The 23,046-nt window shown below is 49.9% G+C and carries 20 protein-coding genes and 1 pseudogene; 6 read left to right on the top strand and 15 right to left on the bottom strand.

From position 1 onward, the window contains the following. Positions 1 to 102: pseudogene (locus tag BZG84_RS16605) on the bottom strand (hypothetical protein); the annotation flags it as partial. A gap of 160 nt (positions 103 to 262) precedes the next feature. On the opposite strand from BZG84_RS16605, the gene waaA reads away from it, so the two are divergent. Further along, positions 263 to 1,516, top strand: a complete 1,254-nt coding sequence (waaA, locus tag BZG84_RS02385) for a lipid IV(A) 3-deoxy-D-manno-octulosonic acid transferase (protein WP_077479539.1) — start codon at positions 263 to 265, stop codon at positions 1,514 to 1,516. A gap of 3 nt (positions 1,517 to 1,519) precedes the next feature. Here waaA and BZG84_RS02390 read toward each other — a convergent pair whose 3' ends face one another. Continuing rightward, positions 1,520 to 2,230 carry a 3-deoxy-D-manno-octulosonic acid kinase gene (locus BZG84_RS02390; RefSeq protein WP_077479548.1) on the bottom strand — a complete coding sequence of 237 codons (711 nt, stop codon included), beginning with the start codon at positions 2,228 to 2,230 and terminating at the stop codon, positions 1,520 to 1,522. 153 nt (positions 2,231 to 2,383) lie between these two features. Between BZG84_RS02390 and coaD the strand changes: the two genes are divergently transcribed. Then, positions 2,384 to 2,890: a pantetheine-phosphate adenylyltransferase gene (gene coaD / locus BZG84_RS02395; protein ID WP_069590889.1), complete on the top strand. Its 507-nt coding sequence runs from the start codon at positions 2,384 to 2,386 to the stop codon at positions 2,888 to 2,890. Here the strand turns inward: coaD and mutM are convergent. The 5 genes from mutM to radC all read right to left on the bottom strand — a co-directional run bounded on the left by mutM (position 2,885) and on the right by radC (position 5,633). Further along, positions 2,885 to 3,697 (bottom strand): bifunctional DNA-formamidopyrimidine glycosylase/DNA-(apurinic or apyrimidinic site) lyase, encoded by an 813-nt coding sequence (gene mutM / locus BZG84_RS02400; protein WP_077677963.1) that lies wholly within the window; start codon positions 3,695 to 3,697, stop codon positions 2,885 to 2,887. The two genes, coaD and mutM, sit on opposite strands and share 6 nt — an antisense overlap. 15 nt (positions 3,698 to 3,712) lie before the next feature. Then, on the bottom strand, positions 3,713 to 4,192 hold the full coding sequence (locus BZG84_RS02405; RefSeq protein ID WP_077455069.1) for a hypothetical protein: 480 nt from the start codon (positions 4,190 to 4,192) through the stop codon (positions 3,713 to 3,715). A gap of 154 nt (positions 4,193 to 4,346) precedes the next feature. Next, a complete protein-coding gene (rpmG, locus tag BZG84_RS02410; protein WP_069590895.1) occupies positions 4,347 to 4,514 on the bottom strand; it encodes a 50S ribosomal protein L33 in 168 nt (55 codons plus the stop codon). A 13-nt stretch (positions 4,515 to 4,527) separates the two neighbouring features. After that, on the bottom strand, positions 4,528 to 4,764 hold the full coding sequence (rpmB, locus tag BZG84_RS02415; RefSeq protein WP_069590897.1) for a 50S ribosomal protein L28: 237 nt from the start codon (positions 4,762 to 4,764) through the stop codon (positions 4,528 to 4,530). A 185-nt stretch (positions 4,765 to 4,949) separates the two neighbouring features. Continuing rightward, the gene (radC, locus tag BZG84_RS02420) at positions 4,950 to 5,633 is read right to left on the bottom strand and encodes a RadC family protein (RefSeq protein ID WP_077479543.1); all 684 of its coding nucleotides are present in this window, start codon (positions 5,631 to 5,633) and stop codon (positions 4,950 to 4,952) included. A 267-nt stretch (positions 5,634 to 5,900) separates the two neighbouring features. Between radC and coaBC the strand changes: the two genes are divergently transcribed. Beyond that, positions 5,901 to 7,145 (top strand): bifunctional phosphopantothenoylcysteine decarboxylase/phosphopantothenate--cysteine ligase CoaBC, encoded by a 1,245-nt coding sequence (gene coaBC, locus BZG84_RS02425; RefSeq protein WP_108743588.1) that lies wholly within the window; start codon positions 5,901 to 5,903, stop codon positions 7,143 to 7,145. A gap of 180 nt (positions 7,146 to 7,325) precedes the next feature. Beyond that, entirely contained in the window at positions 7,326 to 7,916 is a 591-nt protein-coding gene (slmA, locus tag BZG84_RS02430) for a nucleoid occlusion factor SlmA (protein WP_069590901.1), read from the top strand. A 43-nt stretch (positions 7,917 to 7,959) separates the two neighbouring features. On the opposite strand, the gene pyrE is transcribed toward slmA, so the two are convergent. Both pyrE and rph read right to left on the bottom strand, forming a co-directional pair. Beyond that, on the bottom strand, positions 7,960 to 8,601 hold the full coding sequence (pyrE, locus tag BZG84_RS02435; RefSeq protein ID WP_077479545.1) for an orotate phosphoribosyltransferase: 642 nt from the start codon (positions 8,599 to 8,601) through the stop codon (positions 7,960 to 7,962). 102 nt (positions 8,602 to 8,703) lie between these two features. Further along, a complete protein-coding gene (rph, locus tag BZG84_RS02440; protein ID WP_069589051.1) occupies positions 8,704 to 9,423 on the bottom strand; it encodes a ribonuclease PH in 720 nt (239 codons plus the stop codon). Positions 9,424 to 9,582: 159 nt separating this feature from the next. On the opposite strand from rph, the gene BZG84_RS02445 reads away from it, so the two are divergent. Continuing rightward, positions 9,583 to 10,446: a YicC/YloC family endoribonuclease gene (locus BZG84_RS02445; protein ID WP_077479546.1), complete on the top strand. Its 864-nt coding sequence runs from the start codon at positions 9,583 to 9,585 to the stop codon at positions 10,444 to 10,446. A gap of 151 nt (positions 10,447 to 10,597) precedes the next feature. Here the strand turns inward: BZG84_RS02445 and BZG84_RS02450 are convergent, their stop codons facing one another. From BZG84_RS02450 to BZG84_RS02475, 6 genes are all read right to left on the bottom strand, one after another. Beyond that, complete coding sequence (locus tag BZG84_RS02450) at positions 10,598 to 13,738, bottom strand: DUF3427 domain-containing protein (RefSeq protein WP_077677964.1); 3,141 nt, start codon at positions 13,736 to 13,738, stop codon at positions 10,598 to 10,600. Positions 13,739 to 13,915: 177 nt separating this feature from the next. Beyond that, positions 13,916 to 14,773 carry an ABC transporter ATP-binding protein gene (locus BZG84_RS02455; protein WP_077455048.1) on the bottom strand — a complete coding sequence of 286 codons (858 nt, stop codon included), beginning with the start codon at positions 14,771 to 14,773 and terminating at the stop codon, positions 13,916 to 13,918. 15 nt (positions 14,774 to 14,788) lie between these two features. Then, complete coding sequence (locus BZG84_RS02460; RefSeq protein ID WP_069588948.1) at positions 14,789 to 15,655, bottom strand: ABC transporter ATP-binding protein; 867 nt, start codon at positions 15,653 to 15,655, stop codon at positions 14,789 to 14,791. A gap of 8 nt (positions 15,656 to 15,663) precedes the next feature. Continuing rightward, on the bottom strand, positions 15,664 to 17,490 hold the full coding sequence (locus BZG84_RS02465) for an extracellular solute-binding protein (RefSeq protein WP_077479772.1): 1,827 nt from the start codon (positions 17,488 to 17,490) through the stop codon (positions 15,664 to 15,666). A 46-nt stretch (positions 17,491 to 17,536) separates the two neighbouring features. After that, positions 17,537 to 18,580, bottom strand: a complete 1,044-nt coding sequence (locus tag BZG84_RS02470; protein WP_077479773.1) for an ABC transporter permease — start codon at positions 18,578 to 18,580, stop codon at positions 17,537 to 17,539. A gap of 1 nt (position 18,581) precedes the next feature. After that, positions 18,582 to 19,607: an ABC transporter permease gene (locus BZG84_RS02475; protein WP_077455045.1), complete on the bottom strand. Its 1,026-nt coding sequence runs from the start codon at positions 19,605 to 19,607 to the stop codon at positions 18,582 to 18,584. Between the two features lie 819 nt (positions 19,608 to 20,426). Between BZG84_RS02475 and BZG84_RS02480 the strand changes: the two genes are divergently transcribed. Further along, a complete protein-coding gene (locus BZG84_RS02480) occupies positions 20,427 to 23,012 on the top strand; it encodes a TonB-dependent receptor plug domain-containing protein (RefSeq protein ID WP_077479775.1) in 2,586 nt (861 codons plus the stop codon). Positions 23,013 to 23,046: the final 34 nt, after the last annotated feature.

Genomic DNA, 23,046 nt, shown 5'->3' on the forward strand with positions numbered 1-23,046 from the left:
CACGCGAAAAGGGAGTAATTTAATATAGTCTTTTAACCATGACGTGATATCATCAGATGATCCATCATCGGCAACAATCACATCAAAGTTATAGGTTTTCTCTTCTTTGAGTGATTAGAAAATCATACACAATGCCTTTTTATTATTGTAAAAAGAAATAATGACTGTTGCTTTTCTATCGTCCATAATATTTTTAAATCATTTGGAAGGTGTTAATTTGTTTCGTAGTATAACAATTATGTATAAGGTTTGGGACTGATTCGTGCGCTGGCTATACACCTTTATCCTGACTCTTGTGGCCCCATTATTATTAGTGGGCCTATATCGAAAGCGTCCCGGGAAACCGGCCGTCGGTGCGCGATGGCGGGAGCACTTTGGCCGTACGCCAGCTGTTGAGGGGCAGCCGATTTGGCTGCATGCGGTTTCTGTGGGCGAAGTGCTCGCCGCGAAACCCGTAATTGCCGCGTTGCAGCAGGCCTATCCATCCATTCCTTTGCTCGTCACCACCACGACCCCAACCGGCGCAGAGCAGGCAGAGAAGATAGAAGGCATTATCCATCGCTATATGCCAGTCGATTTTAACTTCGCTGTCCGTGGTTTTTTGCGCGCAGTAAAACCCCGCCTGTGCGTGATTATGGAAACCGAGCTGTGGCCAAACACCCTCGTTAACGTCCATCAAGCCGGTGTGCCTATCGTGGTCATCAATGCGCGCTTGTCCGAGAAAGCGTGCCGCGGCTATAAACGAATCGCACCGCTATTTCGTACCATGAGCCAAAATATCGATGTAATTTTATGTCAGCACGACAGCGATAAGGCCCGTTTTGCCGAATTGGGGGTTGCTGACAATAAGCTGGCGACGGTCGGCTCGGTCAAATTTGATATTAAAGCTACGGACCCACATCTGGGCCAATCACTGATTGATGACATTGGAGCGCGTCCATGCTGGGTCGCCGCCAGTACGCATGAGGGCGAAGATGCCATCATGCTCGACGCCCATGCTGCCTTGCTCCGTGATTATCCCGATGCCTTGTTAATTTTGGTTCCCCGTCATCCGGAGCGGTTTGATGGCGTAGAAGCGCAGATCCACACCCACGGACTCAGCGTCCAGCGCCGTACGAGTGACGCGCCAATCGCCCTATCCTCGCAAGTCTATTTAGGGGATACCATGGGAGAAATGATGACATATCTGGCTGCTGCGAACGTGGTTGTCATGGCGGGTAGCTTTCTCGGCCCTAAAGTCGGTGGGCATAACTTGCTCGAGCCTGCCGCGCTCGCGAAGCCACAATTAACGGGACCCAGCTACTACAATTTCCAAGTGATTGGTGACACCTTGATTGAAGCGGGCGCCTTGCAAGTATGCAACGACAGCCGCGATATTGCCGCGAAGATCGGTGCCTTTTTCTCGTCGCCACCACTGGGCGCGCAAGCAGGACAAGCCGGATTACAGGTTGTTGAGCAAAACCGAGGGGCAGTCGAGCGCACCTTGCAAGCACTGGCGCCTTGGTTAAATCGCTAACCCCTATTTGCGAATCTTGTTATAGCCTTTTAGCACGGCGGCCCAATCTTCGGGCTGCCAATGGATTTGACGTTTTTCCTTCTCTTTTTTAAACGAGCGATGCAAACGCGCTAAGTTGTCTTCTTTCCATTGTTCACCATCACGCTGCTGGCATTTGTCGAAATCAATTAACCACAACTTGCCTTTCTTATCGCGAAGAATGTTGTGAATATTGAGGTCAGTGTGACAAACACCGGCATCGTGAAGCCGTCGAACGAGTCGTCCGATGGATCGATAATCATGAGCCAATAGTGCATGTTCACAGAGAATAGCCACAAGATCGCGCGCGCCTGGCACTTTTTCAACCAGAATATCTGCCCGATACGTGCGCCCAGATTTGACCGCGCGCGCCGCAACCGGTCGAGGCACTGGCAACTTTTTCGCCCGCAAATAGGCGAGTAACGTCAGCTCCGCCCCGCAACGGGTTGTCTCCCAACCGGTGAACCAGTACTGATCTTTTACCAGCTTACCGAACAAACCGCCCCGATAATAATGGCGCAATGCCATTTCCATCTTAGGACCACGCACAAAAAACGTCGTACCGCGTCCTTTTGCTGAACCCGTCACCGCGGCTTGCTGATGCCAATAGTGAATATCGAAATAGTGGCGTGGATCCCCTTCCACCAACTCAGGGTCAAACCAAATACATTCGTTGTCGCGCTGTTCTACTTCTATACTCACTGTTTTTCCTATCTTGCGGTCTCTGCAGCGCCTATCAGTGTAACGTGCCTATTTTCAGATTCACAGACGCGCCACGATGAAGAACAATGCGTCTCGATGCATGATTTGATAACCTCTGCCCAGATAACACATCAAAAGGACAACCCTGTGACCAAGAAACAACTGACCCGTGTGATTTACCCGGGCACGTTTGACCCCATCACTAATGGCCATCTTGATTTAGTCGAACGCGCTGCAAGCATGTTCGATGAGGTCATCGTCGGTATTGCCGCAAGCCCCAGTAAAAAACCCCTGTTTGACCTGGACGAACGCGTCGCCTTAACCCAAGCGGTAACCAGTCATTTGCCCAATGTCTCTGTGGTCGGTTTTTCTGGACTACTGGTGAATTTTGCCAAGCAATACCAAGCCAACATTTTGGTACGCGGTCTACGTGCTGTCTCTGATTTCGAGTACGAGTTCCAACTGGCTAACATGAATCGCCGTTTGATGCCTGAGCTTGAAAGCGTGTTTCTCACCCCATCCGAAGAGCACTCGTTTATCTCATCGACCTTGGTCAAAGAAGTGGCACTGCACGGCGGCGACACCAGTGAGTTTGTACACCCTGATGTCTTAACCGCACTTTGCAATAAGCTTCACGTCAATACGCCATCATAGTGGCTGGCAATGCGGGCAGAATACCGTTGCCCGCTGCCCAATCACCACACGCTCTAATACCGTCTCGCATTGCGGGCAAGGTTCGCCGGCTTTGCCGTACACCCGAAGCTCCTGAGCAAAATAACCGGCTTTGCCATCTGCATTGGTAAAGTCTTTTAAGGTCGTCCCCCCTTGGGCAATCGCCGCCGCGAGCACGGTTTTTATCTCATCGACAAGACACGCTGCTTCTGAGTGCGTCAGGCTCCCTGCTGGGCGTTTGGGGTGGATCCCTGCACAAAAAAGAGATTCATTGGCATAGATATTCCCCACGCCAACGACCACCGCGTTATCCATAATGAAGGATTTCATCGCCAGTTTTTTACCCTTCGCACGCGTCAGTAAATAATCAGCGTTAAAAGCGTCACTTAATGGCTCAGGGCCAAGCTTACTCAGCACTTGATGCATTGTATCCTGCGCTTGCCACAGCCAAGCACCAAATCGTCTTGGGTCGTGATAGCGGATCATCATATTGTTGCTGAGAATGACATCCACATGGTCATGCTTTTCTGGGGCTAAGCTGGCGGGTAATACCCGTAAACTGCCCGACATCCCAAGATGCACAAGCGCCGCCCCTAGATCGCACTCGAGCAACAAATATTTGGCACGACGTGTTATCCGGCGAATCACTTGACCTTGGAGCAATTGCAATTCATCAGGCACCAGCCAGCGCAGCTGTGGTTGGCGAACAATAATTTGGGTGACGGTCTGACCTTCAACATAGGGAGTGATCCCCATGCGACTGACTTCGACTTCAGGTAATTCAGGCATGATAAGGACTTTTACTTACGACTTAGTCAACGGAAAAAGGTAACGGCTATCAACAGACACCGCCAGCCATTGGCCTTGCTCATTTTGCATTAACCAAAATTGCGGCTGCTGATAATAAGTAATACGGATAGGTTCTTGATCAGGACTACGCAGCAGCTCAAGCGTCCGCGGTGCGGTTAGTTGCGGCCGCAGCGATTGCAAGGTAGCGTCATTCACTTGTGTCCCTTTCAGTCCCAGCCAACGCTGAGCCAGCTCCGTGGGGCTAATCAATAACGGCTTGTCGGTTTGCCAACCATCGAGCGTTCGCGTCAAGGTTAAGTGCGAGAAGCGCAGCGCGAGCACCTCACTGCGTGACGTCACCAAGGCAATCACACCGTCAGGCATATCTCGGGCGTGGCGTTGGTGGCGCAGGTAGTCAGGCAATAGCATCAAACCGAAAAAGATCACCACGGAAAAAATGAGGATGTTGTTCCACGTTTTTCGTTTTAGCTTCATGAGACACCGCCACTGGATACCCGACTTTGTTAATCAGCAGTATATACACAAATGAGGCTGGCGTTGATAGCTAAGCAACCGGATGGCCCAGCCAGGAAAAATAGATATAAAAAAACCCAGCCTAGGCTGGGTCTTTCTCGAAACTTTCAACCAATTACTTGATTTTGGCTTCTTTATACATAACGTGCTTGCGAACTACGGGATCAAATTTTTTGATCTCGAACTTGCTTGGCATGTTACGTTTGTTCTTATCTGTGGTGTAGAAGTGACCAGTACCAGCAGAGGATACTAGACGAATCTTCTCGCGAATGCCTTTAGCCATTCTCTAAGTCCTCTTATACTTTCTCACCGCGGGCACGCATTTCTGCTAGTACAGAATCGATACCTTTTTTGTCGATGATGCGCATACCTTTAGTAGATAGACGCAGTTTAACGAAGCGTTTTTCGCTTTCTACCCAGAAACGATGAGTTTGCAGGTTCGGCAGAAAACGACGCTTGGTGGCGTTATTAGCGTGAGAGCGGTTGTTACCAACTACAGGACGCTTGCCAGTTACTTGGCATACTCGTGACATGAAAGTCTCTCCAAAATCGTTTCAGCTCGATATCAACCTTGTCCGCCAGTCCTGCAAATTCAAGGTCAGGCTCAAGGTCAAGGCTATCAAAGGTGGCGCATTATACTAACTGAATTCACATTGCTCAAGTCCCGAGCAGATCCTTTTGCGCTCTTTTTGATCGTTTTTTTCGCCAAAGGCGATCCTCAAAGGGATAACAACCAACCTCGTTCGGCGAAGGATACCACTTCTCCGTCCCCAACCACCAGATGATCAAGCACACGAATGTCGACTAATCCCAACGCTTGAACGATTCTTTCGGTGATTTGGCGGTCGGCCTGACTCGGCTCTGCCACACCCGAAGGGTGATTGTGGGCCAATATCAGCGCCGACGCATGTAATTCGAGTGCGCGGCGCACAATTTCACGCGGATACACACTCGCCGCATTGTGAGTGCCCTCAAAAAGTTGCTCATCGGCAATGACACGGTGTTGATTGTCGAGAAATAACACATAAAACGCTTCGCGGGGCCGGTCTCGAAGCAGCGTCGACAAATAACGGCGGGTATGATCAGGGCTGGTCAGTGCATCGGTTTTACTTAACGTTTCTTTTAAATAACGGCGACTAAGCTCCAATACCGCCTGAAGCTGGGCATATTTCGCGCTTCCTAGCCCTTTGTGCTGACAAAACGCAGCTTGGTTAGCACCCATCAGCGCACGCAGCGAACCAAAGTCATTTAACAGGTAGTCGGCCAGCTCGACCGCACTCATCCCCGTCACCCCAGTTCGCAAAAAAATCGCCAGTAACTCCGCATCAGACAGGCTTTGTGCCCCTCTACTCAGCAAACGCTCTCGTGGGCGGCAATCTTGCGGCATGGTTTTTAAGCTCATGATCGTTCTCCCTTTGCTGAGCCAGTCGTCGGCTACGACAAAGCCGATAGTAGGGAGAGGACGCCGCCTTGATACAAGCGCATCATGGCAAGGTTGCGTTACAGTCGCCTATTTTTATTCCCCGTTGCGTGTGCTTTTCAGCAGACATCAGCCCATATCACAGCCAACCTGGCTCACACCGTGCGAGGATTCATGCGCTTGAACAAGCTTTTTACGCTAAGGATTATGGTATGGTTGCGCCATTCACTGACAACGATATCACGCATTATGGCCAGTTCTTCACAACAGCCAGCCCAGACGCTGGCAGGAAAACGTATACTGCTCGGTATGGGCGGCGGCATTGCCGCGTATAAATGTGCCGACCTCACTCGACGTCTTATTGAACGTGGGGCGACGGTCAAGGTGGTGATGACTCGCGCAGCAAAAGAATTCATCACCCCGCTGACCATGCAAGCCGTTTCCGGTCACCCGGTATCAGATAGCTTACTTGACCCCGCCGCTGAAGCGTCGATGGGCCACATTGAATTAGCCAAGTGGGCAGATTTAGTCTTGCTCGCCCCCGCGACCGCTGACTTAATTGCACGCGTCCATGCTGGCATGGGCAATGATCTGCTCACCACGGTGTGTCTCGCCACCGATGCGCCGATTGCGATTGCACCCGCAATGAATCAGCAGATGTATCGTGCAGCTGTCACGCAAGCCAATATCGCTGCATTGAGTGCGCGCGGTTGTCTGATTTGGGGGCCCGACAGTGGCGCACAAGCCTGTGGCGATGTCGGCCCGGGGCGCATGCTAGAGCCGATGGCGTTAGTGGCAGAATGTGAACACTGGGCCGGTCCCACCCCTTTGGCTGGCAAGCACATCATGATCACCGCCGGACCAACCCGAGAAGCACTCGACCCGGTGCGCTATCTTTCCAACCATAGCTCGGGAAAAATGGGCTATGCGCTCGCAGAAGCCGCCCGTGCACTGGGGGCTACCGTGACCCTAGTGAGTGGCCCAGTCGCACTACCAACGCCCACCGGCGTACACCGTGTGGATGTGACCAGTGCACAACAAATGTATGAAGCCGTCCATGCCAGCATTGCCTCACAAGACATTTTTATTGGCTGTGCGGCCGTGGCGGATTATCGTCCCCAAACCGTTGCCGAGCAAAAGCTGAAAAAACAGGCCGATAAAGATGCAATGACAGTCACCATGGTGAAAAACCCTGACATTATCGCCTCGGTAGCTGCGCTGTCGGATACACGACCTTTTACCGTTGGTTTTGCGGCAGAAACACAGGATATCGAGACCTATGCACGCGATAAGCTTGCACGTAAAGGGCTCGACATGATTTGTGCTAACGATGTCTCGCTTTCAGACCAAGGGTTTAATAGCGATCACAACGCCTTACACCTTTTCTGGCCGAACGGTGATCTCGCACTACCGTTAACAGAGAAAGCACACTTGGCGCGCGCTGTAATGACGCATATCGCCAACCGTTATCACAAGGCGGATACCAAAGCGTAACGTAAAAAAACGCCGTTACATCAAGTGTAAAAGCGTGCGCCAAGGCCACGCTTTTTGCTTTTAATACAGGCACCTCACCGCTAAGATAAAGGGCATGACTAACACGCTTGGTGGCACCTCGTCCTGATGCTTCCTTTACCGCCCGCCAACGTGAGAATAAAAGACAAAGGAATCGCATGAATGGCAGCCCCGAAAAAAAATAATCGCCGCGAAGAGATCCTCCAAGCGCTCGCGCAAATGCTGGAATCCACGCAAGGCAGCCAGCGCATCACGACCGCCAAATTGGCCGCCCAAGTTGGCGTCTCCGAGGCGGCACTCTATCGCCACTTTCCCAGCAAAGCACGCATGTTTGAGGGCTTAATTGAGTTTATTGAGGACTCATTACTGTCCCGCATCAACCTGATTATTGATGAAGAGAAAGACACCTTAGTGCGTCTTAAGCTCATTCTGCAGTTGCTGCTTGGATTTGGTGAGCGCAACCCAGGGCTGACGCGTATCATGACAGGCCATGCGTTGATGTTCGAGCAAGACCGCTTACAAGGTCGCATCAACCAATTGTTTGAGCGCGTTGAAGCGCAACTCAAGCAAGTACTGCGGGAAAGACGTTTACGAGAAGGGAAAGGCTTTCCGCTCGATGAAGCGGTGCTCGCGAGCCAACTAATTGGCCAAGTTGAAGGCAGTTTGTGCCGTTATGTACGCTCCTCTTTCAAACAACTGCCTACCGCCAACTTTGAACAGTACTGGCAATTGCTCACCAGTCAGCTGCAATAAGCCATGTAAGCAATCAGGCGCGCCGTGGCGCGCCCAGTAAAGATTAAATACCATACTCTGCTTGATAGGCTTTGACCGCCGCCAGCTGCGCCGGATCAGCCTCGCTTTGCTCCAGATAGGTCACTAAGTCACTCAAACTAATGATAGAGACAACGCGGCAGGCAAAGTCACGCTCCACTTCTTGAATCGCAGACAGCTCTCCTTGGCCCCGTTCTTGGCGGTCAATCGCCACCAAAACACCGGCAAGTTGCGCACCTTGCGCCTGGATCAGCGCCATAGATTCACGAATAGCAGTACCTGCCGTGATCACATCATCCACCAACATCACGCGACCTGCGAGCGCACTCCCCACTAACTGGCCGCCCTCGCCATGATCTTTTGCCTCTTTGCGGTTAAAACAGTAAGGCGTATCCACATCATGATGATCGGCAAGCGCGACCGCGGTGGTGGTTGCAATCGGGATCCCCTTGTACGCAGGGCCAAATAGCACATCGTAATCAATCCCAGCATCCATTAATGCAGCGGCATAAAAACGACCCAATTTTGCTAAATCACGTCCGGTATTAAACAAACCTGCATTAAAGAAATACGGGCTCTTACGGCCGGATTTCAGGGTGAATTCACCAAACTTTAAAACCTGCTTTTCAAGGGCAAACTCAATAAACTGGCGCTGGTAGGCTTTCATTCCATCCTCTCACTATTAAAACGGTTGTGACGCTTATGTCACGGGCTCCATCCTGTTCTCAGGGCAAAAAAATAGCCCCCAATGTGGGAGCTACTCAATTTGTTATGCGTCGGCTAACGCCGATTTTTGGGCAACGACAATGTCATCAATGCCCTTCTTGGCCAGTACCAACATGGCATTGAGCTCATCGGGAGTAAATGGCTCTGCCTCAGCGGTACCTTGTACCTCAATCATACGGCCATCTTCGAGCATCACCACATTCATGTCGGTGTCTGCCGCGGAGTCTTCGACGTATTCCAGATCGCAAATTGGCGTTTGCTGATAAATACCTACCGACACCGCTGCGACGTGACCTTTCATAGGGTTCGCGGCAAGTTTGCCATCACGCACCATGGCATTGAGTGCGTCAGCCAGAGCAACGCTCGCTCCCGAGATAGATGCAGTACGCGTGCCGCCGTCGGCCTGAATCACATCACAATCGACTGTAATGGTGTACTCACCCAGCGCGGTTAAATCAACCGCTGCACGCAGGCTGCGCGCGATCAGACGCTGAATTTCCATCGTGCGGCCACCTTGTTTACCGGTCGACGCTTCTCGACGGTTACGCGTATGCGTGGCACGTGGCAACATACCATATTCTGCCGTCACCCAGCCTTGGCCCTTGCCTTTTAAAAAGCGTGGCACACCCTCTTCGACAGTGGCGTTACAAATGACTTTTGTGTCGCCAAAGCAAACCAGCACAGAGCCTTCTGCGTGGGCAGTAAAACCGCGGGTAAAGCTAACGGGACGAATTTGGTCGAGCGCTCTTCCACTTGGACGCATGCAAGTAACCTTTTGGGCAGATGAAATTTGCCCGCGATTATACGTGTTTCTTGCCACGCTTGCGATCCCTGTCGGCACATCTTGCCAACACAGCTGACGCATTGCAGGTGGATGCGTATAATCAAGCCATTCACTCTTTGCACACACAAGCAGGTACCAATGATCCACAGCATGACCGCCTACGCGCGACACGAAATCAAGGGCGATTGGGGCAACGCCGTTTGGGAAATTCGTTCCGTCAACCAGCGTTATCTCGAAACCTACATTCGCATGCCCGAGCAATTGCGCAGCCTTGAGCCCGTCGTGCGTGAGCGCTTCCGCAAGCGCCTTGCGCGCGGCAAAGTGGAATGCAACTTACGCTTTGATACCTCGCAAGCCAATCAAGACAAGCTCACCATTAACGAAGCCTTGGCCAAACAAGTAATTCACGCCGCCAAATGGGTGAAAGAAACCGCTGGGGAAGGCAACATCAATCCGTTCCAGGTCCTGAACTGGCCGGGGGTGATGGAAGCCCCTGAGCAAGATACCGACGAACTGCATCGCGCCCTATTGACTGGTCTCGATGAAGCACTCGACGCCTTTATCGCCGCGCGTGCGAGCGAAGGTGACAACATGAAGGCGCTGATTGAACAGCGATTAGATGCGATTAGCGCTGAAGTCATCAAAGTGCGCGAAAAGATGCCTACCGTGATTGAATGGCAGCGTGAACGCTTAACCACACGTTTGGAAGAAGCCAAAGTGGAGCTCGATCCAACTCGCATCGAGCAAGAAATGGTGATGCTGGCGCAAAAAGTAGACGTTGCAGAAGAGCTTGACCGCTTGGACTCACACGTTTCAGAGGCGCGAAAAATCCTCAAAAAAGGCGGCGCCTGCGGCCGACGCTTGGACTTTATGATGCAAGAGTTCAACCGCGAAGCCAACACCCTCGCCTCCAAATCAATCAGCACCGAAATCACCGCCTCCGGCGTCGAGCTCAAAGTGCTTATCGAGCAAATGCGCGAGCAGATCCAGAATATTGAGTAATCACTAGCAATTCTCAGCACTGACATTCAGACAGATAGAGATAGCTCGAGCGCGATATATTGAGCTGCCTCTATCTGCTTACCCTATATTCGCTCAGCCATTTTTTGCCCTACATTTGAGGCTCGTGGCGACAAAAGACACGCATCGGTCTCTAGCCTACCGCCAGCTTCGCCGCTTGCTGCCACATAAAGTTTGGCATCGGAGTGGCTAGCTCCCACGTAATATCCATCGGCTGAGATCCAGTGTGCGAGATATAATTCACTTCGCCAAAGTTCACAAATCCCATGGTACGCCCGTATTCATCCTTGGTTTGCTCACGTACAAACAAAAACAGGCGCTTCCCTATTTTTTGATGTTGAATGTAATCTTTGCCTCGGCCTTTATCAGGACGCGAGCTGTTTTGCGATTGCCAGTGAAAGCGTGACGCATTAATCGCATAATCGTGGTACATGGTTGTCGGGGAAAATTGCTTTTCATTTTTATCCAAGGTGACAAATAGCAACTCAATATTTTGATCTTTAAGCGCATAGAGCCCCTCTCGTGCAGGTGGCTGCCGCTCAAAGATGGTAGCGCCAAAGCCAACTAGAATTTGCTCACGTGAATATCGCGCATGAAGCCGCAATGGCACATCAGGCAAATCGTCCATCCTCAACTGCTCGTGCTTGGTTTGTGACAGTTTCCAATCCAACACGTCCATTAATTCTGTTTTGATGCCCAGCCGCCTTAGCGCGGCAAAGCTTTGCGCAATGGATGAAAAGCCAAGTGCTGGCCCTGTTTGTTGCCAAACATCATAATGGCACATGAGTCGATGCCGTTCGCTACCCGTATCAGGCGCAAAGTCTGTTTGGCAAAGCTGCTGTAAAAACTGTAGATACGCATGATCATCAGTGGTTAAAATCCGCTGAAATATCGCTTTCTTGATTGTTTTAAGTGCACTTTCATCAACAGGAGAATCATTAACCTGTAGTTCTGCTTTGAACACCAATTCTGACCAACAGCCCCGCTTGTATAGTTCGTTCAAATCAATATGCGGATACAAGGTTAGGAAGTTCGCTAGCGTCAGCGGCAGGTGGGTGTGTTGAGGATATTGCCGAACCATTGCCACTAAGCGCCTTAGCGTTAACGACGCTTTGCGGATGTTATCCAAGACCATTTCTTGGGTGCGCTTAGTAAGCTCAATACGACAACCCAAAGGCGCATGTGGGAAGCCTTGTTCAATCTCATGGTTAATCGCTCGAGCGCTCTTGCCCACCAGCGCACGAAACTTGTTTGCAAAGTCATACTCGGGACGCGAATGACCGACAAAGTCCAGGACGGTACAGCACTCTTTGCCTTCGGCTAGCCGTAAACCGCGGCCTAGCTGCTGAAGGAAAATGGTTAAACTCTCGGTGGGACGCAGAAACAATAAGGTATCCACTTCTGGGATATCGACCCCCTCGTTGAAAATATCAACCACACAAAGCACATTCACCTCACCGGCGCGCAGCGATTGCTGCTTTCGCTGGCGTTCATGCCGATTGTCGCTGGTCAACACATCCGCCTTAAGCCCTTGCAGTGAAAACTGTTGAGCCATGTATTGAGCGTGTTCTTTACTCACACAAAAAGCGAGCGCTTTCATACGGCTAAGATCCGTGATGATCTCGTTCATGCTGAGTAATATCTTATCCACCCGCGCTTGGTTGGACGTATAAAGGTTAGTCAGCTGTGCAATATCATAGCGGCCACGTTGCCAAGGAATGGTCCTCAGATCGGTATCATCATCAATACCAAAATATTGGAATGGGCAAAGATGACGACGATTAATCGCCTCTGGCAACCGAACCTCAGCCGCAATAACGCCACCAAAATCCGCGAGAATATCGCCGCCATCGTGACGCTCGGGTGTCGCCGTCAGACCCAGTAGTACTGACGGCGAAAAGTAGTGCAAAATCGCTCGATAACTGCTCGCAGCAATATGATGCACTTCATCAATCACAATGTAGTCATAGTAATCGGCCGTCAAGTTGAGCGTATCGAGCTGGTTGTTCAATGTTTGAATCGAGACAAACAGCTGACGGTAATGATCTGGCGTGTGACCACCGACCCACAGCTCGCCAAAGGTGCTGTTACGTAATACCCCTCGATAGGCCGCACGCGCTTGCTTAAGGATTTCTTCACGATGGGCCACAAATAAAAAGTTGGCATCAGGGTGTTTTTTCAAAAAACGGGCAAAATCAAACGCAGAGATCAGTGTCTTACCAGTGCCTGTTGCCGCCACCACTAAATTGCGAAAACGTTGATGCGTCTGGCGCTCAACCGTCAGCTGCTCCAAAATCTCCTTCTGGTGAGGGAAAGGAGAGAGGTCGAAGAAAAACGTAGCACCATCTTCTTCGCCACCCCGCTGCTGCCGAAGGGCTTGATTCAGTTTTTCGGTACTTTTTACATCTCCGTCAAATCGTTCAAATTCATTCGACGCCCAATACGTTTCAAAGGTGCTGAGTGATTTATTGATAATGTGGGGAATTTCTTGCGAGGTAATTTTTAGGTTCCACTCCAAACCATTCGTCAGAGCAGAATGAGAGAGGTTTGACGATCCGATATAACCGGTGTGATAGCCGGTCTCGCGCAGAAACAAATAGCTTTTTGCGTGAAGACGCTCGCGCTCAGTGTTGTAGCTTAACTTCACCTCGGTATTAGGTAGGCTGGCTAAATACTCCACCGCTTTCGCGTCTGTCGCGCCCATGTATGATGTGGTGATGACCTTTAACTCGCGACCACTGCGGGTAAAGGCTTCCAGCTCTTTACGGAAAATTCTTATCCCCGCCCACTTGATGAATGATACCAACCAATAGATTTTGTCCGCGGATAAAATCTCCCTTTTCAGCTCTGATTCCAATGAAAGACCCGCGTTACTGCCACAAAAAAGCTCACTTTGCGTTAAGCCGGTGAGTGGGAAAACATCTTGCACATAACGCGCTAAATCAGATGCTATCGGGTTTTCAAACTCATAAAGGGCCGTCAGGATTTTCCCCTGACTCGCGAGCAGATTATCGTCGATAATGTCTTTGTCGTGGATCTGGGTTTTCAGCCACAGCAAGAATTGGTTGGATAGCGAAATCTGCTGAGCTAGGCGATCGTCACTGGCGGGCACCGCGTCGAGCACATGATGTAAAACATGCGATAAAAAGCGAGACAACCAAACGGACGCCTCGTTGCTGGTAAGCTCTCGCTCACCAACATAGAATCGTTCTCGATCAATACGGCTCTCAATAAGCTGCGTTACCAGCTGCTCATAAATTCCGACCTGCTGCATTTTCCTTCCACTTGATGAGCCAGTTTCACCTTACAAACCACGGGTTGTAGGCGCTATGAAAGGATCACTTTTCTATACTTTTCAAACAATAGCAACAAAGAGTTAAGCCAGACTCTATCAACGGCTCGATGTGCCGACAGGCCAAACAACCACGCCCCTCATCAGAGGGGCGTGTACTTAACTCACCGCTTCAGGCTTTTTTTCGGCCACCGGTTGCTCGGCGCGGCGCTTGTGTTTGCGATATTTGGGGTGGGTGATTGGGATCGCGGAGAGTAGCTTTTGGGTGTACTCATGCTGGGGATGATGGTAGACGGTTTCAGTCGGCCCCTCTTCTACCACATGACCAAAGTACATCACTGCCACCTTATCGGAGATATGGCGAACCACCGATAAGTCGTGGGAGATAAAAATCATCGCCAAGTTCATCTCTTGCTGGAGTTTCAGCAACAGATTAAGAATCTGCGCCTGCACCGACACATCCAAGGCGGAGACGGATTCGTCACAAATAAGCAGTTTCGGTTTAAGGGCGATCGCTCGTGCAATACCAATTCGCTGGCGCTGACCGCCCGAAAACTCATGCGGATAGCGGTTAACCGCATCATGGGGTAAACCGACTTTGTCTAATAGCTCAAGTACCCACTGACGACGCTCTTTCGCGGTGCCAATATTGTGAATAATAAAGGGCTCTTCTAAGATCCCGCCGATGGTATGGCGCTGGTTTAGCGACTCGAGCGGGTCTTGAAAGACAATCTGCATGTCTTTGCGCAGTGGCCGCATCTGACGTGGCGATAAATGCGTGATGTCTTTACCTTCAAAGAAAATTTTCCCTTCAGTCGGCTCAAACAGCTTAAGCATGGTACGGCCAAGGGTGCTTTTGCCACATCCCGACTCACCGACCAGCCCCAGCGTTTCGCCTTGTGACACCGAGAGCGATACGCCATCGACGGCTTTAATGGTGTAGCCTTGACGAAGCAGGCCTTTGCCCGAGACAAAATACTGCTTCAGATTTTCTACTCTGAGGACTTCCTTGCTCATCTCGTTCTCCTGCAACTACGTGGATGATGGCGCAGCATCAAAGTCTTCCAACGGACGAATATCAATCATCTGCTTGGGTTGATGGTGACGCCCTGGCATTAATCCCAACAAACGCTTGGTATACGGATGGGCTGGGTGATCAAAGAGTGTGAAAATATCGGCCCGTTCGCGAATTTGGCCATCGTACATCACGGCAACATCGTCACATACCTCGGCGACTACCCCCAGATCATGGGTGATAAAAATTACCGCCATGCCGGTTTCTTCTTGCAGCTCGTTAATCAGATCCAAAATCGAGGCCTGCACCGTTACATCCAAGGCGGTGGTTGGCTCATCACAAATCAAGATATCGGGCTTGCAGGCCAGTGCCATCGCGATCATTACCCGCTGACGCATCCCGCCAGACAGGTTATGCGGATACTCGTTCAGCCGCTTTTCTGGCATCGGGATTTTCACCTTAGCCAGCATGTCGAGCGCACACGCCGCGCGGGCTTTTTTGTCGAGCTCTGGGCGGTGTAGCGTCAAGACTTCATTGATTTGTCGGCCAATGGTGTGCACAGGGTTTAACGCTGTCATCGGGTCTTGAAAGATAATCGAGATCCGATTGCCGCGCATTGCATAGCGCTCTTTGGCGGGCAGAGTGACCAAGTCGGTCCCGCGGTACAAGATTTCACCACCCGTTATTTGCCCATAGGGTTTTGGAAGTAATCCCATGATTGACATCGCGGTGACACTTTTGCCGCTACCCGACTCGCCTACCAAGCCGAGCGTGCGCCCGGCTTTGACCTCAAAGCTCACCCCGTGAAGTACCTCACGGGGGCCATCGTCAGTGGTAAAATTAACGGTCAAATCCTTAACCGATAGAATGACATCCTGCGTCATAATCGCCTCTACAGCTTGTATCTGTCATCAATGATGGTTGTAGGTTCAAAGGCTTTACCTTCGTCCATGGCTTCTTCGGTGGCTTCTTTCATCGCTTCATCAATCCAGTATGTGCCAAGACCAATCACCGACCCGTTACTTATCATGGTTTCTGTGCGCTTGGTCATCGCGTTATCTGGGATTTGTACATAACGCCAAAAACCTTGACGTACATACGGCACCATGTAACCCGGGGCAATCACGCTCGCCTCAGAAATCTTAGCGCGGATCTGGTGCGACAACTGATACTTCTTCTCCAGATCAAACTCCGTTTTGTAAGCCATAATTAACGCGTCCAACTCTGGAGCGCTGTAATTGGTATGGTTATTGGTTTGCGCTTTATTGGCATTATCCGAGTGGAAGTATTCCCAATAGGCAGGAACTTCGGAAGTGCCCATATTGAGAAAGGCAATTTGGTGCTTTTTCTCCAACACGTATTTAAACGCCGATGAGCCATCGACCAAGTTAATGGTAAATTCCAGACCCGCTTTTTTAGCTTGTTCTTTTAAGTAAGCAATACGCGGCGTGTGGTGTTGATAACCATAAGTGATGGCAAAGCTTAAACGCTCGCCTTTGTCGTTGATACGAATGCCATCTGGTCCCACCTGATTAAAGCCGGCTTTTTCGAAATAGCTGACCGCTTTTTTAGGATCGAACGCAGGCGGTGTTGCCCCGTCGTTGTCGTATTCACCATGACCAAAGCCCATCGCATGCGGTTTACGCGAGTAGTCACCACGGGTGATTTTTTTGATCATGCCATCAAAGTCAGTGGCATAGATGATGCCTTTGCGCACATTGATGTCATCCAGCAATGGCATGGCGGTATTTAGCCACAAGCCACCCGCGCCAACTGGGATCTCGTTATATCCCCAATACTTAGTGATGTAGCCCTTTCTATAGGGTTCAGATTGGGTTTTGTCGTGCCAGATATCGGGCAGAATCAAATCGAACACATCCAAATTGCCTTTTTCAAAGTGCTTCATGGCAATGTCATTATCTCGGATCACGCGCATTCGAATCTTATCGACGTTGTAGCGATGTTGATAATACGGGTTGGTATAACCCCACCAGTCATCCACATGCTCAAAGGTGACGCTACGGCCTTTTTGCACTCGTCCTAACGCATAAGGCCCCACTGTAGGCTCGGCCTTAAAGTTATAGCGGCGCACATAGTCATCAGCGATACCATCTTGGTTTTCATCTTTGCGTGGGTTGGCATAAAAATGCGCAGGACGTGGAACGAGACTGCCAAGGATATACAGCAAATCGTCATCGTTTTTCTCAATCGCGCTGCGCACGGCAATGGTGTGGGCATCTATTTTTTCGACACCACCAATCGTGTTGGTGTAATAGTCGTTATACCAAGGCGCAACAATATCTTTGGAGCGATAAAACTGCATCATAAAGACAAAGTCATCAGCGGTGACTGGCTTACCATCAGACCAGGTCGCGTCTGGATTAAGCTTAAAGTAGATGGTTTTATGATCATCGCCAAACGCCCACTCGTTGGCCAAATCCGGGATCCATTCCAAGGTGTCAGGGTGACGTTTCACCAATGAGGGCATTTCATCGAGGAAATAGCTACGCAGACCTGAGTTGGAGTCTGGGCCAACGGTGCGCAATGTCTGCGGAAAACTTAATAAATGGGTACGCAGTGTACCACCGCGTTTTGCCTCTGGTGAGCCAATTTTGGGGGCATCCCAGTTGGTTTGCCAATTGAGGTTTTCAGGCAACGAGGCTGCCCAACCGCTCAGGCTAAACATCGAGATTGAGGTCGCAAGGATCAGTTTTTTCATCGTGATGTCCCTATCGTGATTCACACATTGCTCACTGTGCTAATAATTAATCGTAACGGGTGAATTTTTTCGGATCGAAGGCAGCGCGTACCGCTTCACCAATAAAGGTCACCATCACCAATACCACCACCAGTGAGGTCACCACGGATGCAACAATCCATGGCGCATCCAAATTCGATTTGCCTTGCTGCAACAGCTCCCCCCAACTTGGCGTCGGTGGCATCAGCCCCAAGCCGAGATAATCCAGCGCCGTTAGTGCGGTAATATTGAGGGCGATGGTGAAAGGCGCCAAAGTAACAATCATCACCATAGTGTTGGGTAAAATATGACGGAAAAGGATCCGGCTGGTCGACGCCCCCAGCGCCCTCGCGGCCATCACATAATCGCGCGCTGACTCTTTATAGGTCATGGTGCGCATATACCAAGTGATCGCCATCCAACCAAACAGTACGTTAATCCCTACAAAGAGGGCAAAGGTGGGCTGAAGAATCGAGACCAATATCATGATCACGTACAAAAACGGTACCATCGACCAGATTTCGATAAAGCGCTGGAAAAACAAGTCAAACTTGCCACCCCAAAAGCCCATTGCACAACCTACCGCAGTGCCAATCGCATACGAGGCGGCCATGGTCAGCAATGCAAAACCCATTGCGGTTCGAAAGCCATAGACAAGGCGGGCGAGAATATCGCGTCCGATCTCATCGGTGCCAAGATAGTGCTTGTTTTCGGCGCTTGGCGCAGTCGGTGGAAAATCGCCGCTAAAGTCTTGTTCAAGCGGGTTCCACGGCACTAGTGGCATCACCACATAATTGTCACCGCCCTGCGCGGCAAAGGCTTTGGCAAGTTGACGGTAGTTAGCTTCGCTAGTGCCCACTTGACCAAAATCGCTCGCCAAGTGCACATCACTCAATACGGGGAAATAATACTCGCCGTTGTATTTGACCATTAACGCTTTACTGTTAATAAAAAACTCGGCGAACAGCGATAAGACCAGCATCACGGCAAGGATGATAAACGACCAGTAACCGCGTTTAATTTGTTTAAAGCTGCGGATTTTCTTTTGAGTTAAAGGGCTAAACGTCAACATATCAAGATCCAAACTTCACGCGAGGGTCAACCATAGCAACACAGATATCTGAGATAATGTTGCCGGCCAGTAGTAAAAGCGCATTGATGGCGACAATGCCCATCACCACCGGATAGTCGCGCTCCATAATCGACTCATAGCCAAGTAAGCCAATGCCGTTAATATTGAAAATCACTTCAATCAAAAACGCGCCAGTCATAAAGAACAATAAAGAGTTACCAAAATGGCTGGCTATCGGAATTAAGCTGTTGCGCAGCGCGTGCTTGCGCACCGCCGAACGGAACGGCAACCCTTTGGCGATGGCTGTGCGAATATAATCGGCAGATAAGTTTTCCATCAGGTTGTTTTTCATCGTCATGGTCAGAGTGGCAAAATCACCAATCAGATAACAAATCAGCGGCAGAACCGCATGCCACATCACATCTTTGGCGCGCTCCCAAAAACTGGTCGCGTCGTAGTAAGCATCGCCAACAAAGCCCCCCATTGGGAACCACTCGAGGTGATAACTAAACAAGGTGATCAGCAATACCCCGACCACATAGCCGGGTAAGGCAAACCCGATAAAGATCAGCACAGAGGAAGAGGAGTCAAACACTGAACCGTGTTTGAGGGCTTTGTAATAACCGAGCGGAAGAGAGATAAAATAACTGATAAAGAAGGTCATCCCGCCGTAAAACAACGAGACAGGCAGACGCTCGGCGATCATGTCAGTGACCGGCTCGTAGTAGCGCGTCGACTCGCCCAAGTCGAAATTGGCGAGTTTGCCCAGCCAATCAACATAGGCTTCCAGCACGGGTTTATCGAGCCCATAAAAGGCGCGTAACTCGGCAATTTGGTCTTCCGATAACGCCGAGCTGTCACCAGCACGCTGCAGGCTAGAGCCACCATCGGCTTGTGCTTGCATTTGCGTCATCATCCGCTCGACCGGTCCCCCAGGCACAAGACGGGTGATACCAAAGATCAAAATAGTAATGCCAAGAAAAGTCGGCACCACCAACAACAACCGACGTAAAAAGTACGACAGCATAGTCCACTACTCCCTGTTAACTATGTTTCAGCTAACTGATGCTTGGGCAGGCGACATTGGCCTACCTTCTCACAAATGTTTTTATGCCATCCCGGGCGTAAAAACATTTATCCGTATGACACGCTTCAATTAAGTGGTCTATATTTATCTTGATTTGCCGACACAATCAACGATCTCCACTTGCACGGCGAGACTTTTTTTCTCTTTCGATACCAGCCACTTACAAAATAAAAAAAACAATATTCATTCACATGACAGTAAAATTACAGAATATGACAAAACTATCAATTGAGTGTTTACTCTAGAAATTTACGCAAAAAAATCGCATAAGTTTCCATAGACGCTATAAACACAATTGTCAAATTAATGTCATTTTTTGTTAACTCATGTCAGTTTGAAACTGAACTCACTGCTTTTTCGTTGAACCTGTGAACGCCACTACTACCGATGCACGCATTAGGTAGATTATGCGGCGACAGACCCTAGAATGTTAAATAGTTGTATATTCTTTAAATTCATTCATCTTCAGCATATCCACTCATCGCGCAACCAAGCACGCTCATCCCGCCCATAATGAAACAATTCTCCAACAAAAAACAAAAAGCCAGTCATATAGACATAGTTGATCGCCAAAAATCAAAATAAACCACCAAAATAAGCGGACAAAACCATGAAAGCGCAAATAGAGAGTGTCGCTGTCACTTGTTTGACGCCTAGACGAAACATTCGGTATATCTGGCTGTCATGCGCGCTCAGGGATAAGAGCTGTACTGAAGATACGCGCTGAAGAAGTAGTCAAATGACAGGGAGCAATCAAGGATGAAGACAAGAACAACGGCACTGTCTGTTGCCATTGGTCTCGCAGTGGGATCACTTACATTCGCCTCAACCGCTATCGCGGACGAGTCTCAAGAACAAGCGCAAGAACTACAGAAGCTGAAAGTGACGGGTTCGCGTATATCACGTGCTGAAGTGGAAGGGCCGAGTCCCATTACTGTAGTTAGCAGTGAGGATATCCAAGCCAAAGGCTTCAATAGCGCACAAGATATTCTCAACAGCTTAACTCAAAATACCGGCGGTAATCTGTCGCAAACGAACTCTTTTAGTTTTACCCCAGCCGCACAGTCAGTGAACCTACGTGGCCTTGGGGCATCGCGCACACTTATTTTGATTGACGGTCGTCGCCTACCTCAGTACCCACTGGCACAAAATGGCTCAACAAACTTCCAAGATATTGGTCAGATCCCCGTTGCTGCCATTGAACGTGTTGAGGTACTCACCGATTCGGGGTCAGCCGTTTATGGGTCAGACGCCATTGGTGGGGTAGTCAACTTCATCATGAAAAAAGGCTTTGACGGTGTTTCTGTTAAAGGTCGCCATGGCCAAACGACCAGCGGGGGTTATTCAGCAGATCGTCTCGATGTGGTCGCCGGTAAAGACCTCGATTCAAAACGTGTATTCTTCGTTGGCCAATTTGCTGGCAACGATATTCTCAAGCAAAAAGACAAAAGCTGGGCCGGCGACGATAACTCAGCACGCTCGGCCTTGAGTGCTTACTCGAGCTACGGAGCCAGCTTCGTCGATGCTAGCGACAATATCACCTTACCAAGTGAAAACTGTAAAGATTTTCTTGAAGGAGACGGCGTCGCGCGCGCGGATGGAAAATGTGGTTTTAACCGGGCGTCACGTCGGACCTTAAAACCAGAAAACCAGCAAGCGGATCTAATGCTTCGTGGTGAATTCGATATCACACCTGATTTGATGGCCACTGCGGAAGCACGGTTTAACCACAAAGAAACCAACTCCACGTTTGAGCCCGGCGCATTAAAAGTCGAAACCGATGCGACTCACAGCCGAGGAGAAGGTACCTATACTCGACGCATGGTCGAATTTGGCAACCGTGAAAGTAACACAGAATCACGCTCTTATGGTGTCACCGTCGGGCTCGATGGCTACGTAAGCGACTATAGCTGGGATGCTTACGCAAGCTACTCAGAGCAAAAAGTCGAGACCGATAATCCAGCCATTTTTGCCAGTATCGGCGATGCGGTGAAAAACGACGAAATCGACCTCCTTGCGCGTCTTTCTCCGGAGACCGTAGAAAAATATAAGGGAACGTCGACCAAAAACGCTCGTACTAAGCTGTATTCGGTGAACTCGTCATTGGGTGGCGATTTAATCGAACTTCCTGCGGGCATGTCGAGCTTCTCAGTATACGGCGAGTGGAATCGAACTGATTATCTCGAAACCATCGATGAAAATACCAAAAACAGCCGTTTTGAAGGCTTAGGCGGTTCATCCGGTGGTGGCGATCGCGATCAGATCGGGTTGGGCGTTGAAGCCTTAGTTCCTATCATTGAAAACCTTGAAATGACACTCGCGGGTCGCTATGACCACTATTTTGACGATTCGTCAACCGGCGGAGCTTTTACGCCAAAAGTCTCTCTAGCTTATCGTCCTACCGACACCCTGCTATTGCGTGGTAGTTACGGGCTTGGGTTCCGTGCACCCGACCTGAAACGTCTGTTCGGCGATGATACCAAGGCATTTGGTAGCGGTTTTGACCCTGTGTTATGTGAAAATGCAGGGGGCAATGGCCCACAGGATAAAGACTCTATCCCTGAGTGTGATACCCAATACTTCGATGTCACTTCTGGGCCAAACAAAGAGCTTGAAGAAGAAGAAAGCACCAATATTAACTTGGGCCTCGTATGGGAGCCTGTTGAAGATCTCGGTCTGACTCTAGACTGGTATCGCATCAAGATGGAAAACGTGGTCACAGCACCAAGCTATCAAGATGTAATCAATGAACCAAGTAAATATGCCGGTGCGGAAGTGAAGCGCAACAGTGATGGCGAGATCGATAATGTAATTTATGGGCCGGTCAACCAAGCGTCTGAATTGCGCTCAGGTATCGACCTGTCGGTATCTTATTCTTACGATACTCAAAATTACGGTACCTTCAGCCCTAAACTGTCGGTGACTAAGATCATTGACGCTGAATACCGTGAGAGCGATAGTGAACCACTCATCGATGAAACCGACTTCTTACCTGAGTATACAGCCACATTAAACCTCGGCTGGGTCATGGGCGATTACAGCGTCAATGTCTTTGGTAAATATCGCGATAGTATGTGTACAGGTTATGCCAATCAATACTACTTCGATACCTGCCAAGACGCTAAAGATGCAGGACAGCAAACCAAAGTATCGAGCATGACAACTTGGAACTTAACCGCAACTTACGCCTTCAATGATCAAGGTAAAGTCACTTTGGGTGCGATCAATATGTTTGATAAACAACCACCTGCGGATCCGCTGAGTGATACATCACCATTCTATGCCTATGACTATGACAGCCCTCTGGGACGTCAACTCTACGTTGAAGCCGAATATAACTTCTAACTCAAACCTGGCGCGGTTTCGCCGCGCCTTATTT

This window comes from Salinivibrio sp. PR932, from assembly GCF_001996125.1.
GTDB classification, from domain to species: Bacteria; Pseudomonadota; Gammaproteobacteria; order Enterobacterales; family Vibrionaceae; genus Salinivibrio; species Salinivibrio proteolyticus.